The organism is Brevundimonas sp. EYE_349, assembly GCF_023147505.1.
Lineage (GTDB): Bacteria > Pseudomonadota > Alphaproteobacteria > Caulobacterales > Caulobacteraceae > Brevundimonas.
On record NZ_JAHXPB010000003.1, the window covers coordinates 89,705 to 103,730 of the forward strand.

At 67.0% G+C, this 14,026-nt stretch carries 11 protein-coding genes; 9 read left to right on the forward strand and 2 right to left on the reverse strand.

Going from position 1 to position 14,026, the window contains the following annotated elements; genetic code table 11:
* Positions 1-35: 35 nt before the first annotated feature.
* The 9 genes from KZX42_RS06655 to KZX42_RS06695 all read left to right on the forward strand — a co-directional run bounded on the left by KZX42_RS06655 (position 36) and on the right by KZX42_RS06695 (position 12,309).
* Positions 36-815: an enoyl-CoA hydratase-related protein gene (locus KZX42_RS06655; RefSeq protein WP_248118235.1), complete on the forward strand. Its 780-nt coding sequence runs from the start codon at positions 36-38 to the stop codon at positions 813-815.
* 113 nt (positions 816-928) lie between these two features.
* On the forward strand, positions 929-2,032 hold the full coding sequence (locus tag KZX42_RS06660) for an NAD(P)-dependent alcohol dehydrogenase (protein WP_248118237.1): 1,104 nt from the start codon (positions 929-931) through the stop codon (positions 2,030-2,032).
* A 21-nt stretch (positions 2,033-2,053) separates the two neighbouring features.
* Positions 2,054-3,478: an aldehyde dehydrogenase family protein gene (locus KZX42_RS06665; protein WP_248118239.1), complete on the forward strand. Its 1,425-nt coding sequence runs from the start codon at positions 2,054-2,056 to the stop codon at positions 3,476-3,478.
* 73 nt (positions 3,479-3,551) lie between these two features.
* Positions 3,552-4,328, forward strand: coding sequence for an enoyl-CoA hydratase-related protein (locus KZX42_RS06670; RefSeq protein ID WP_248118241.1), 777 nt, complete (start codon positions 3,552-3,554; stop codon positions 4,326-4,328).
* A gap of 3 nt (positions 4,329-4,331) precedes the next feature.
* The gene (locus KZX42_RS06675; RefSeq protein WP_248118244.1) at positions 4,332-5,459 is read left to right on the forward strand and encodes an acyl-CoA dehydrogenase family protein; all 1,128 of its coding nucleotides are present in this window, start codon (positions 4,332-4,334) and stop codon (positions 5,457-5,459) included.
* A gap of 182 nt (positions 5,460-5,641) precedes the next feature.
* On the forward strand, positions 5,642-7,999 hold the full coding sequence (locus KZX42_RS06680; protein ID WP_248118246.1) for a TonB-dependent receptor: 2,358 nt from the start codon (positions 5,642-5,644) through the stop codon (positions 7,997-7,999).
* A gap of 590 nt (positions 8,000-8,589) precedes the next feature.
* Positions 8,590-9,579, forward strand: coding sequence for an SDR family oxidoreductase (locus KZX42_RS06685; RefSeq protein ID WP_248118248.1), 990 nt, complete (start codon positions 8,590-8,592; stop codon positions 9,577-9,579).
* Complete coding sequence (locus tag KZX42_RS06690; protein WP_248118250.1) at positions 9,576-11,423, forward strand: glycoside hydrolase family 15 protein; 1,848 nt, start codon at positions 9,576-9,578, stop codon at positions 11,421-11,423. The genes KZX42_RS06685 and KZX42_RS06690 overlap by 4 nt, the downstream gene beginning before the upstream one ends.
* On the forward strand, positions 11,416-12,309 hold the full coding sequence (locus KZX42_RS06695) for an SDR family oxidoreductase (RefSeq protein WP_248118252.1): 894 nt from the start codon (positions 11,416-11,418) through the stop codon (positions 12,307-12,309). Before KZX42_RS06690 ends, KZX42_RS06695 begins: the two co-directional genes overlap by 8 nt.
* A 52-nt stretch (positions 12,310-12,361) precedes the next feature.
* Here the strand turns inward: KZX42_RS06695 and KZX42_RS06700 are convergent, their stop codons facing one another.
* The gene (locus KZX42_RS06700; RefSeq protein ID WP_248118254.1) at positions 12,362-13,165 is read right to left on the reverse strand and encodes an SDR family oxidoreductase; all 804 of its coding nucleotides are present in this window, start codon (positions 13,163-13,165) and stop codon (positions 12,362-12,364) included.
* 24 nt (positions 13,166-13,189) lie between these two features.
* Positions 13,190-14,017 carry an alpha/beta hydrolase gene (locus KZX42_RS06705; RefSeq protein WP_248118256.1) on the reverse strand — a complete coding sequence of 276 codons (828 nt, stop codon included), beginning with the start codon at positions 14,015-14,017 and terminating at the stop codon, positions 13,190-13,192.
* Positions 14,018-14,026: the final 9 nt, after the last annotated feature.

Genomic DNA, 14,026 nt, shown 5'->3' on the forward strand with positions numbered 1-14,026 from the left:
GCCACGTTCAAACGCGGCGACGAAGAGAGGCGAACATGGCGATCGATCTGACCATCGAGGGCAAGACGGCGCGGATCGTCCTGAACCGGCCCGAGGTCGGCAACGCCCTGGACACCGACAGCTGCCGCGCCCTGCTCGACGCCGTTCATCGGTGCGAGGCCGATCCGGCGATCCGGGTCGTCATACTGACCGGCGCAGGGCGGATGTTCTGTGCGGGCGGCGATGTCGCGGGATTTTCGTCGGCCGGCTCGGACCTGCCCCGCCTGTTGCGCGACCTGACGGCGCCGTTGCACATGGCCGTGGCGCGCCTGGCGCGGATGCCCAAGCCGGTCATCACCGCCGTCAACGGCGCGGCCGCCGGCGCCGGTCTCAGCCTGGCCCTGATCGGCGACATCGTGCTGGCGTCCGACGCCGCCAGTTTCTCTGTGGCCTATCCCGGCGTGGGCCTGTCGCCGGACGGCGGAGCGACCTTCCTGTTGCCCAGGCTGATGGGTCTCAGGCGCGCCCAGGCCTTCATCCTGCTGAACCGCAAACTCTCGGCGTCCGAGGCCCTGGACCAGGGCCTGGCGACGTTCGTCTGCCCGAGCGCGGATCTGGCCGCTGAAACCCAGGCCATGGCGGAACAACTGTCGGCGGCCCCGACCCTGGCCATCGGGCGGTCCAGAATGCTGCTGGCCGACAGTTTCGCCGCCGCTCTCGAAAGCCAGCTGGAAGCCGAGGCGCGCGCCATCTCGGCCTGCGGGGGCGAGCCTGACGCCCTGGAGGGCGTCGCCGCCTTCGTCGGGCGTCGCGCCCCGGTGTTCGACCGCGACTGAACGCCAGGGCGAAGCCGCTTAGCGCCCATTCCAACCCCCAGACTTTGGATGGGGGGCATGCGGAGGGAAAGGGCGCAACACTCGGGTCAAACAGAAACGCGAGGAGACCCCCTGTGAAAGCCGTCGCCGCGGTTCTTAAGGAACCGAACACCCCCTTCGTGCTGGAGGAGCTGGATGTCGCCCAGCCGCGACCGGACGAGATTCTCGTCCGCATCCAGGCCGTCGGCATCTGTCACACCGACCTGGTCTTCGCCAGCGGCGCCATGGGCACGAACTTCCCCCTGGTGCTGGGCCATGAAGGCGCGGGCGAGGTCGTCGCCATCGGCGAGAAGATCACCAAGGTCGCGCCGGGCGACAAGGTTCTGCTGACCTTCGATTCCTGCGGTCACTGCGCCAACTGCGAAGCCGAGGCGCCGGCTTACTGCGACAGTTTCACGGGTCTGAACTTCGCCTGCGCCCGGCCCGACGGCACGTCGCCGCTCAGCAAGGACGGCCAGGCGGTTTCGGGCGTCTTCTTCGGCCAATCCTCCTTCGCCAGCCTGGCGGTGGCGCATGAGCGCAATGTGGTGAAGGCGCCGTCCGACGCGGACCTGTCGCTGCTGGCGCCCCTGGGCTGCGGCGTTCAGACCGGGGTCGGGGCGGTGCTGCGTTCGCTGGAGGCGCGCAAGGGCAGCGCCTTGGTCGTCCTGGGCGGCGGGGCGGTGGGCCTCAGCGCGGTGCTGGGCGGCGTTCTGGCCGGGTGCGACCCCATCATCCTGATCGAGCCGCGCCCCGAACGGCGCGCCCTGGGCGCGGAGCTGGGCGCCCACCATGTGATCGACCCGGCCGCTGGCGACATCACCGAGGCGGTGCGCGCGATCTCGCCGCGCGGCGTCGACAACATCGTGGACACCAGCGGTGTGGTGAAGGCGCTGGAAGGCGCCCTTGGCATGCTGGCCCCCAAGGGCGCCCTGGCGCTGATCGGCGTTCCGGGATCGCTGGATGCGGTCCTGCCCGTGCCGATCGTCGGCGCCATCACCTATGGCTTCACCGTCAAGGGTGTGATCGAGGGCGACAGCGATCCCGACGTCTTCCTGCCGCAACTGGTGGAGTGGACCCAGTCCGGCCGGCTGCCGCTGGAGAAGATCGTGCGACGCTATCCCTTCGCCGACATCAACCAGGCCATCGCCGACGCCCATGACGGACGTTGCGTGAAGGCTGTGCTCATTCTCGACTGACCGCGTTCCTGGAGCTTGTTCATGACTGACTATCTTCCCATGACCGTTGGCGGCGTCGATCTGGACGCCGAGAATCGACTGCAGATCCTCAACCCCGCAGACGGCTCGCCAGTCGGCGAAACCCCCGACGCCGGCGAGGCGGAGCTGGAGACGGCCATCGCCGCCGCCCAGGCCGCCTTCCCGAAATGGGCGGCGACGCCCTGGGCAGAACGCCAGGCCGCCGTCGCCGCCATCGGCCAGACCCTGCTGGACAACGCCGACGAACTGGCGCGGATGCTGACCCACGAGCACGGCAAGCCGATCGACCAGGCCGCGTTCGAGATCAACGCCGCCGGACAATGGTGTCTGGCCACATCAAGCTACGGCGATCCGGTCACGGTGGTGGAGGACACGCCGGAACACCGTATCGAAACCCACCATGTGCCCATCGGCGTCGTGGGGGCGATTTCACCGTGGAACTTCCCCGTCCTGCTGTCGATGTGGAAGATCGGCCCCGCCCTGCTGGCGGGCAACACCATGGTCTTGAAGCCCTCGCCCTTCACCCCCATGACGGTGCTGAAGATCGGCCAGCTGCTGCGCTCGGTCCTGCCGGCCGGCGTGCTGAACCTGATCACGGGCGGCGATCACCTGGGACCGCTGATGACCTCGCACGAGGCGTTCGGCAAGATCAGCTTCACCGGATCCACCGCGACGGGACGCAAGGTGATGCAGAGCGCGGCGCCGACGTTGAAGCGTCTGACGCTGGAGCTGGGCGGCAACGACGCCGCCATCGTCTTCCCCGATGTGGATGTGCGCGACACGGCCGAGAAGCTGTTCTGGTCCGCCTTCACCAACGCCGGTCAGATCTGCGTGGCCACCAAACGCGCCTATGTTCACGAAGAGGTCTATGACGCCGTGCGCGACGTCATGGCGGAAATGGCCCGGACCCTGCCGATCGGCGACGGGTCGCAGCAGGGCGTGGCCTTCGGTCCCGTTCAGAACCGCCCGCAGTACGACCGCGTGCGCGACCTGATCGCAGACAGCCGCGCCTCGGGCCACACGGTGATCGAGGGGGCCGCCCCGCCGCCCGGCGACGGCCTGTTCGTGCCGGTCACCCTGATCGACAATCCGCCGGAATCCAGCCGGATCGTCCAGGAGGAGCAGTTCGGCCCCGTCCTGCCGCTGATGCGCTTCAGCGACGAGAACGACGTCATCGCCCTGGCCAACGCCAGTGAGTTCGGCCTGGCCGCGACCGTCTGGACCAAGGACGAGGATCGGGCCATGCGCGTGGCTTCGCGCCTGGAGGCTGGCAGCGTCTGGATCAACGAAGGCCTGGCCCTGTCGCCCTTCGCCGCCTTCGCCGGCCACAAACAGTCCGGCGTCGGTCAGGAGAACGGCCTGGGCGGCCTGCTGGAATACACCAACCCCAAGACCGTCACCCTGCGGCGCGCACCCGTCGCGGCCTGACCGTCCGACATCCCTATCCTGCACGGCGGTCGAGCCTCTCGACCGCCTTTCTTTTCACAAGAGCACAAGACCCATGAGCCAAGCCTACGCCGTCGTCGAGCGGGACGGACCGTTGACGATCATCACGATCAATCGACCCGAGGCGCGAAATGCGCTGAACGGTCCGGCGCACGAGGCGCTGGGCGACGTCTTCGACGACTTCGCCTCGGACCCGGATCAATGGGTCGCCATCCTGACCGGCGCGGGCGACAAGGCCTTTTGCGCGGGACAGGATCTGAAGGTCCAGGCCGAGGGCGCCGCCCTGACCCTGCCGAGGCGCGGATTCGGCGGGCTGACCAGCCGCACAAGTCTGGACAAGCCGGTGATCGCGGCCGTCAACGGCTTCGCCTTCGGCGGCGGTTTCGAACTGGCCCTGGCGTGCGATATCGTCGTCGCCGTCGAGGGCGCCGCCTTCGCCCTGCCCGAACCCAAGGTCGGACTGGCGGCCCTGGCCGGCGGGCTTCAACGCCTGCCGCGCGAGATCGGGCTGAAACGCGCCATGGGCCTGATGCTGACGGGCCGTCCCGTCTCGGCGCGCGAAGGCTTCGCCCTGGGTTTCGTCAATGAGGTCGTCGAGGCCGATGTCCTGGGCGCGGCGCGCCGCTGGGCCGACGACATCCTGAAATGCAGCCCGATGTCCGTTCGCGCCACCAAGGCCGCCGTACTCGCCGGGCTGGACCAACCGCTGGACCAGAGCCTGGCCGAGGTCTGGACCGCCCCCGCGACGCTGAAGATGCTGGCCTCTGAGGACGCGCTGGAGGGGCCAAGGGCCTTCGCCGAGAAGCGCGCACCCGCCTGGAAGGGACGCTGAACCATGATCCTGTCCGAAACCCAGACGATGATCCGCGACGCCGTGCGCGACATGGCGCGCGAGCGGATCGCCCCCCACGCCGCGGCCTGGGAGGCTGCGGGCGCCTATCCGCCCGATCTGTTCAAGGACCTGGCCGACCTGGGCCTGATGGGCATGACAGCGCCCGCCGAACATGGCGGCGCCGAGGCGGACTATGTGTCCTACGCCCTGGCCCTGATGGAGTTGGCGGCGGCCGACGGCGGCGTGTCGACCGTGGTCTCCGTCCACAACGCGCCGGTGGTGGCGGCCCTGTTGCGCAACGGTACGGACGCACAGAAGGCCGCCTTCCTGCCCCGGCTGTGCGCGGGCGAAATCATCGGCGCCTTCGCCCTGACCGAGCCCGGCGCGGGGTCCGACGCCTCGGCCCTGAAGACCCGCGCGGTGCGCGATGGCGACGACTGGCGCATCGACGGAACCAAACAGTTCATCACCTCGGGCCGCATCGGCGGACTGACCATCGTCTTCGCCGTCACCGACCCGACGGCGGGCAAGCGCGGCCTGTCCGCCTTCCTTGTTCCCGCCGACACCCCCGGCCTGACCGTCGCCAAGCCCGAGCACAAGATGGGCCAGAAGGCGTCGGACACCTGCGCCCTGTCGTTCGACGATATGCGAATCAGCGATTCGCTGCGCCTGGGCGCGGAGGGGGACGGCTATCGCATCGCCCTGGCCAATCTCGAAACCGGCCGCATCGGCATCGCGGCCCAGAGCGTGGGCATGGCGCGCGCGGCTCTGGAGATCGCGGTCGCCTACGCCAAGGAAAGGGTCGCCTTCGGCAAGGCCATCCTCGAACATCAGGCTGTCGGTTTCCGCCTGGCCGATCTGGCGGCGCGGCTGGAGGCGGCCCAGCAACTGGTCCTTCACGCGGCGTCTCTCAAGGACGCCGGCCTGCCGTGCCTGACAGAGGCGTCCATGGCCAAGCTGGTGGCGTCCGAGCTGGCCGAGGTCGTGGTGTCCGGCGCGATTCAGACCCTGGGCGGCTATGGCTATCTGGAGGAGTACGGCCTGGCCAAGATCTATCGCGATGTCCGGGTGTGCCAGATCTACGAGGGCACGTCGGACATTCAAAGGATGGTGATCGCCCGCGCACTCTGAGGCTGATGCAGGGCGGCTTCGGTCGCCCTGTCCTGCCAAGACGCCGCACCCCGCCCCCAACTTTCGTACAGGTCGCCCGTCGCCCGCATCTCCTAGCGTCACTGCAAACGGCACAGACCGTTTTCTGATAACGCAATGGGAGGATTGCAATGAGGGGACCAATCGGTCGAAATTTTACCGCGATGCTGATCGCATCTTGCTCTGTCCCGGCCTTGGGGACGGCCGCGCTGGCGCAGACCGCACAGACCGAACAGTCGCAGCCCGAGACAGTATCGTCCGTGGACGACATCGTCGTGACGGCGCGCAAACGCTCTGAAACGGTCAATGACGTGCCGCTGACGATCCAGGCGGTTTCGGGCGAGGCCCTGACCCAGGCGGGCGTCAGCGACACCTCCAATCTGGTTCAGATCATCCCGGCCCTGAACTACAGCAAGTCCAGCGCCAACACGCCGATCTTCACGGTGCGCGGCATCGGCTTCAACACGCCGAACCTGTCGTCGACCTCCCCGGTCGGCATCTATGTGGACGAAGTCTCCTACGCCTATCCCTATATGGCCAACGGTCCGATCTTCGACGTGGCCCGGGTGGAGGTGCTGAAGGGTCCTCAGGGTCTGCTGTACGGTCGCAACACCACGGGTGGTCTGGTCAACTTCATCACCCAGAAGCCAGGTCAGTCGTTCGCCGCCTCGGCCACCGCCGAGATCGGCAACTATAAGACGCGCAATGTCGAAGCCTATGTCAGCGGTCCGCTGTCGGACACGGTGGGGCTGCGCATCGCGGTGCGCGCCGAAAACTCGGGCGAAGGCTGGCAGGAAAGCGTTTCTCGCCCCGGCGACCGCCTGGGTGAAAAGGACCGGACGGCGGCGCGTCTGACCCTGACCGCCAACCCCAACGACCGGCTCAGCCTGGACTTCACCGCCAACTACTGGCGCGACCAGTCCGACACCGTCGCGCCCCAGGCCATCCAGTTCCTGCCCGACCAGGCCGCGTTTGCGGTCCCCGGACTGTCCAAGGCGATCATCGCCAACCCCGGCTCAAAGAACGCGGACTGGGATGCGCCCGAGGCCGGCAAGCCTCCGTTCGCCACGGATTCGCGCTTCTGGTCGGCGGCGCTGCGCGGCGAACTGGCCCTGTCCGATTCCATCAGCCTGGTGTCCCTCACCGCCTATAACGATCTACGTCGGCGCGACTTCAACGACCTGGACGGGACGCCGTTCGAGACCCTGGCCTATGGGTCGAACGGCACGATCACCTCCTTCTCGCAGGAACTGCGTCTGATGGGGGATGCGGGACCGGTCGACTGGATCCTCGGCGCCTACTATTCCAAGGACAAGATCGTCGATGACCAGTTCGCCTATTACGGCCAGTCATCGACGGTCAGGCTGCTGCGCTTCCTCGGCGCCAATCGGGTGGTCCAGAACCAGTACACGCCGGCCCAGATCGCCTCGGGCATGCGCAACTTCCTGAACAATACGGCGCAGGACAGCCAATCCACCTCGGTCTTCGCCAACATCGACTGGAAGCTGGCCGAAAAGTTCACCCTGTCGGGCGGCCTGCGGTATTCGGACGACAGCCTGTCTTACCGGGGCTGCACCCGCGACATCGACGGTCAGGTCCTGCCGGTATGGAACACCGGGGTCGCCTTCGTCGTGCGCGCAACGCCCAACGTCCAGCCGAACGAATGCCTGACCTTCAACACCAACTTCACCGACAACGTCCCCATCGTGGAACGATCGCTGGACGAGGACAGTCTGGCGGGCCGACTGAACCTCAGCTTCGCGCCCAACGCCGACACGCTTCTGTATGCCTCGATCAGCCGCGGCTACAAGTCGGGGGCCTTCCCTGTGCTGGCCGCCAACAACGAAGCCCAGCTGGAAGCCGCCCGTCAGGAAGAGGTCCTGGCCTATGAGGTCGGGCTGAAGGCGACGCTGGACAGCGGCCGCCTGCAGTTCAACACCAGCGGCTATTTCTACGACTACAAGGACAAGCAGCTTTTCGGCGAAATCCCCGACCGGGTCTTCACCACCCTGACCCGCATCCTGAACGTGCCCAAGTCCGAGGTTTATGGCGCCGAAGCCGATGCGTCATGGCGGCCTGCGCCGTCCCTGCTGCTGAAGATCGGCGCCTCCTACACCCGCACCGAAATCACCGAATTCACCGGCTTTGATCGGGCGGGCGTCTCCACCGACTTCGCCGGCGCCCGCTTCCCCTACACGCCAGAATGGCAGGTGAACGGCCTGGTGAACTGGGATCATCCGGTCAGCGAGACCCTGGGCGTCAGCGCCACCCTCAGCGCCGCCTATCTGTCGGACGCCGAAGGCTCCATCGAAGCGGAGCCGGAGTTCCACATCGACGCCTACACCCTCGTGAACGCCAATCTGTCGCTCTACGCCCTGAACGACAGCTGGCGCGTGGGGGCTTATGTCAGGAATCTGTTCGACAAATACTACTGGACGAGCGCCGACACCAATGTGGACACGGTCGTCCGCATTCCCGGCATGCCGAGAACCTTCGGCGTCACACTGACCAAGTCCTTCTAAGTTCTCCCCGCTGACTGCGCCCCCGTTTCGACGGGGGCGCTATTTTTTTCGGGTGAAGACCGTTCGCAAGGACCATGCGGCCCCGCAGTCCGAGCGCGCGAGGCGTGGCGCGCCGCACATTTCCAGCTATGCTTCATCCCCTTGACGCCGGTCAGGGTGATCGGCCCAGGGAGGGCGGGCGTCGCTTGCGGGCCGCCAGTACGCTGGATCAGTCATCCCTAAAACTATGGCGTCTTGGCCGGCGACGCCTGCGCCAATGCGTCGTGACCTTGGTCTATCAGGGCTGGGGCGCGGCTGGGCGGCCGCCGCCTTCAACATTCTGTCGCTGCTGGAGGTCGAACTGCAAGGCGTCGGCCTTCAGGCTCGAACAGTGGCCGCGGTTCTCATGATGGAATGTCGGTTGCGCCTTTGGCCTCGAACGCATCCCGGATGTTCGGCCTGCCCAGCAACAAGAGCGACATCGTTCTCGGGATCGTCCAGGACGGCCCCGGTTTTTCGCACGGCAACCTTCCCCGATGCGTGTCGTTGTCAGACCCTCCCATGCGGCCCGGACCGCAATCTTCAGTCACGGTTAGATCAGAGGGATCGCGATGCCGGTCATCGTCGTCACAGGGGCCAGCGCCGGCATAGGTCTGGCGATCGCGGAACGGTTCGCTGAAGCAGGCTGGCAGGTCGTCGTCGTCGCCAGACAGGCCAAGCGTCTGTCGCAAGCCGTCGAACGGCTGAAACGCTCGGACGGCCGCGCCACTGGCATTGCAGGTGATGTTTCCAACCCAGAGTTCGTCGAGCAGGTCGGCCGCGATGTGACGCAAGCCTTTGGCGGCATCGACGTCTGGGTCAACAACGCCATGTCCACGGTCATCGGGCGCGATGAGGATCTGACCGACGCTGATTACCGCCGCGTCGCCGAGACGACCTATCTTTCGCAGGTCTACGGAACGCGGGCGGCGCTCCGGGCCATGCGGCCGAAGGACCACGGGGCGATAATCCAGATCTCGTCAGGCCTGGCGTTGCGCCCTGCCCCGCTGCAGGCTGCCTATTGCGGGGCCAAGGCGGCTGTCGATGGATTTACCGAGGCCATCCGGGCCGAACTGATCGCCGCCTCCTCGAACGTCACATTGACCACTGTCTATCTGCCCGCGGTCAACACGCCCCAGCCGCTGTGGTCGCGTAATCGCACGGACCGGGCGCAGATCATCCCCGATCCCCTGTTCGATCCCCGCCTCTGCGCGGACGCGGTCTGGTCCGCGGTGCAGAACCCGAGCCGCAAGATCTACGTCGGCCGCTCGACATGGCTGATGGCCCTTGCGCAACGACTGGCGCCGGCGCTGGCGGACCACAAGGCGGCAGACATGGTCGCCGCGCAGCAGGGCGGGCCCCAACTTCCTCGCCTGGGCAATCTCGATCAACCCGAAGAAGGACCGGCGGCGATTGATGGCCCTGATGCCGTACGGGTCATCATGCCGTGGATCGGCTTCATATCCAGTCGCCAGACGGCTGCGCTAAAGATCGCGGCGCTCGGCGTGTTTACGGGCCTTGCGCTGACGACGGGCTTTGCGATCGGGTCTTCGAAGCGATGATCGCGACGCCCTTCACGCCCCATCCCGCGCGTTCCTCAGACTCGCTACGGCCCGATGGATACGCCGCCCTGGAGAATTACGGCGTCTTGGGCGAGGGTCGCACAGTGGCCTTGTCAGCCCTGGACGGCGGCATCGATTGGTGGTGCGTGCCGGCGATCGACGCCCCGCCCCTGTTCGACCGCCTGCTCGATCCTGACGGCGGGCGGTTTTCCATCACACCCACCCAAGCCTTCACGGCGACCCGCCGCTATCGGTCTGACAGCAATGTGCTGGAAACGGAATTCACCACGGCCGCCGGCCGCGCCCGCCTGACCGAAAGCCTCAACAGCGGCACGGCCGGGCGGTTGCCGTGGTGCGAACTGGCCCGGCGCATCGACGGCCTGGAAGGTCAGGTGACGTTCGCTCTGGACATGCGTCTGGGGCGGCGGGGCGATACGGCCAATCCCTATCACTCCAAGATCGGCGAACACACGGTCTTCCATGTCGAGCGGGTGCTTGGTCTGTTCGTGCATGATCCACGCATCTCGTGCGACTGGTCCGACGAGGGCATTGTCGGAACGATCGTCGTCGGCGCGGGCGAGCGTCGCACGGTGGCCATCGTCGCCGGACGGGACGAGCCGCTGGTCGTTCCCTCCATCGAAGAGATCGACGCCCGCATAGATCTGTCTGATCAGGAGTGGCGGGACTGGGCGGCGCGATTGAACTGCCCCGGCCTGTATCGCGACGACTTCGTCCGCAGCGCCCTGGCGTTGAAGCTGCTGCTCTATTCCCCGTCGGGCGCCATCGCCGCGGCCGCCACCACCTCCCTGCCCGAGCGTCTGGGCGGCGACAAGAACTGGGACTACCGCTACGCCTGGCTGCGCGATGCGGGCTACACGATTGAGGCCTTCCTCGCGGCCGGCGCCCAGGCCGAGGCCAAGGCCGCCTTCAGTTGGCTGCTGATGCAGCTGAAGAACCATGGCGCCAAGGTCTGCTACAGCCTGGACGGCGCACTCGTGCCGCCGGAGACCGGCTGGGACATGCCGGGGTATCAGGGCTCGCGTCCGGTCGTCACGGGCAATCGGGCCGCCGATCAGGCTCAGCACGGCGTGTTCGGCGACATATTCGAGACGGCGTCCCGCTTCGTCGGCTGCGGCAACATTCTGGACAGCGCCAGCGCCCAACAGTTGTCCGAACTGGCGGACCAGTGCGCGGACGCCTGGCGTCAGCCGGACGCCGGCATGTGGGAATTAGAAGAGACCCAGCACTACACCATGTCCAAGATCAGCTGCTGGCAGGCCCTGGCCCGCGCGGTCGAACTGGCCGACGGCGGACAACTGCCGACGACCTGCAGGGACCGCTGGCGGCGGGAGCGCGACCGGATCTTCGACTGGGTCGAGACGCACTGCTGGTCCGAAAAGCTCCAGGCCTTCGTCATGTATCCCGGCAGCGAGAAGCTGGACGCCGCCGTCGCCCTGGCCGTCCGGTTCCGCTTCGACGGCGCGGACCGGCTTCGCGCGACCCTTAAGGCGCTAGACCGCCATCTCGGCGCCGGCGTGTTCCACTATCGCTACACCGGCATGCAGGACGAGGAAGGGTGTTTCATCGCCTGCTCCTTCTGGATCGCCGAAGCTTGGGCGACCCTGGGCGAGCCGGACAAGGCGCGGGCGCGCATCGACGGCCTACGCCAGGCCCTGGGCGGTCGTTGGGGCATGCTCACCGAAATGATCGACCCGCATACCGGCGCCTACCTCGGCAACATGCCGCAGGGGCTCAGCCACCTCGCCCATCTGACCGCCCTGACCGCCATCGGGCAGGCGCAGACTTCTTCCCCCCAGCCCGAAACGGAGACGTTCCATGACTGATCGCCTGACCCTGCAGGACCCGCGCGAGCAATATCCGAAGCCGCCGTTCCCCCGCCAGCCTCAGCCCGTCCCCGGAGAGGCGCGGGAGATGGACCCCAAGCCGGATCACGGCGAAACCAGCTATCAGGGCGCCGGCAAGCTGAAGGGCCGCAAGGCGCTGATCACCGGGGCCGACAGCGGCATCGGCCGGGCGGCGGCCATCGCCTACGCCCGTGAGGGCGCCGACGTCGCGCTGTCCTATCTGCCCTCGGAGAAGAAGGACGCCGCCGAGGTGATCGCCCTGATCGAGGCCGAGGGCCGCAAAGCCATCGATCTGCCAGGCGACATCACCGACGAAGCCTGGTGCCGGAAAATGGTCGAACAGGCCGTATCGGAGCTGGGCGGTCTGGACATTCTGGTCATCAACGCCGGGCGTCAGCAATACCGCGAAGATATCTCGCAGGTGACGTCGGAGGACTTCGACAAGACGTTGAAGACCAACCTCTACGCCATGCACTGGATCGCCCAGGCGGCCGCGCCCCACCTGCCGGCGGGCGCCTCGGTCATAACCACCGCCTCGATCCAGGCCTATGAGCCCTCGGCCATCCTGCTGGACTACGCCACGACCAAGGCGGGGATCGTCGCCTACACCAAGGCGCTCGCCGCCCAGCTGATCGAAAAGGGCGTACGGGCCAATGTGGTGGCACCCGGTCCGTTCTGGACGCCGCTGCAGTCGTCCGGCGGGCAGCCGCAGGAGGCGGTGATGAAGTTCGGCGAACAGGTGCCGCTGGGCCGTCCCGGCCAGCCCGTCGAGATCGCCCCCGTCTATGTGCTGTTGGCCTCGCAGGAAGGCAGCTACATCACCGGTGAAGTGTTCGGCGTCACCGGCGGCAAGGGCGTCGCCTGACAAAAACCATTGGCGGCGGGGCCCCCGCCGCCAATCGCTGTCTCTGCGGCGTCTAGCTGGCGACGGTGGCGACGGAGCCTGAATCCACTCGAATGCCGGCGCCATTGATGAAGCTGGCCCGCTCCGAACACAGGAACGCAACGGCCGCCGCAACCTCTTCCGGCCGGCCTCTGCGATCCAGCGTCATGCCGGGGCGTTCTTCCTTCAAGAAGCTCTTGATCGCCTCCTCGAAGGTTTCGCCCCGTTCCTTGGCGCGCTTCTCCATCATGGCGTCGGTCATCGGCGTGGCGATGAAGGCGGGCGAGACCGTGTTCACCAGCACATTGTCGCAGCCGTAGGCCTTAGACAGCCCCTTCGCCAGGCTGAGAATGCCGGCCTTCGAGGCGCAATAGGCCAGTTCATCGACGTAGGGCTGAACCGCATCCTCCGAGGCGAACAGGACGATACGTCCCCAGCCCGCGCGACGCATCGCCGGAATGGCCTGGCGGCACATCCGCACCGCGCCCATCAGATTGATGTCGAGCGTCTCCTGCCAACCGGCGTCATCAACGTCCAGGAAGTCGCCGGTCGCGCCCGTCACGCCTGCTGCGTTCACATAGATGTCTGGATCGCCCAGGCGGTCTCTGACCTCCGCCCAAAGCCGTTCGACATCGTCAGCCTTGGTCACGTCGCCGGTCACGCCGATGCACTCGCCCAAGGCGGAAAGCTCTCGGACGGCCTCGTCCAGCGTCCCGTCCGGCTTGTCGGTCAGCGCGACCCGCACGCCGGCTTCCAGCAGCAGCCGCGCCGTCTCCTTGCCCATGCCGGAATCGGCGCCGGAAATCAGGGCGACACGCCCCTTGATCCCGAGGTCCATTAAAACTCTCCTGTTTGTTGACGTTCAAGGAAGTGATCGGCCGTGCGCAGGGCCACGGCCATCAGGGTCAGGGCCGGATTGCGCGGTCGCGCCGGCCATCTCGGTGAAGTCTCGGATCAGGTCGGCGAGACGCTCCGGCTGTTCCTGGGGGATCAGGTGCGCCGCCTTCGGCACGACCACCACTTGGGGCCAACCGAAATGCAGCGCATTGCACCGGCGCTGCGCCGCCTCGCCCAGATCCCCGTCCTCCGCGCCGGCGATGATGAGGGCAGGCAAAGGAATGACGCCGGCCTGGGCGGACCAATCCTCGCGCGATCCGTAGGCCAGCCATCCCCGCCAGGCGTCGGCCGACGTCCGGCGAAAATCTGTGAGCGCCTGTTGAAAGGCGTTTTGCGGCAGGCCCTTGGCGGTATTGGCCTCGATGAACCGGCGCCCCCTGCCCTCCAGTTCTGTTGGATCGTCGAACCAAGTCAGCATGTCGGCGCGCCGATCCTCGTCCATCGGCTCCGAGGACGGCGGCGAACCGGCGACAAGCGCCACGCCAAGCAGCCCGCTTAAACCTGCCGCCCCGTCGCGCGCGCGCGCCGCAATCAGGGTCGCGAACTTGCCGCCCATGCTGTGGCCGACGATGACCCAGCGCGCGAGATCGAGATCGGTCAGACGGCGGCAAAGATCGTCGAGCACGACCTGCACATCGCAATAGCCTTCCGCTGCTCGGTCGCCGAACCCCGGAATATCCATCGCGACCGTCTGCATTTCATCGGAGAGCCGGCCGATGACGTCGTCCCATTCGCGACGGCTTGCACCCAACGAATGGAGGAATACGATAGTGGTGCGAGGGTCTGGGCGCATTGAGACGGC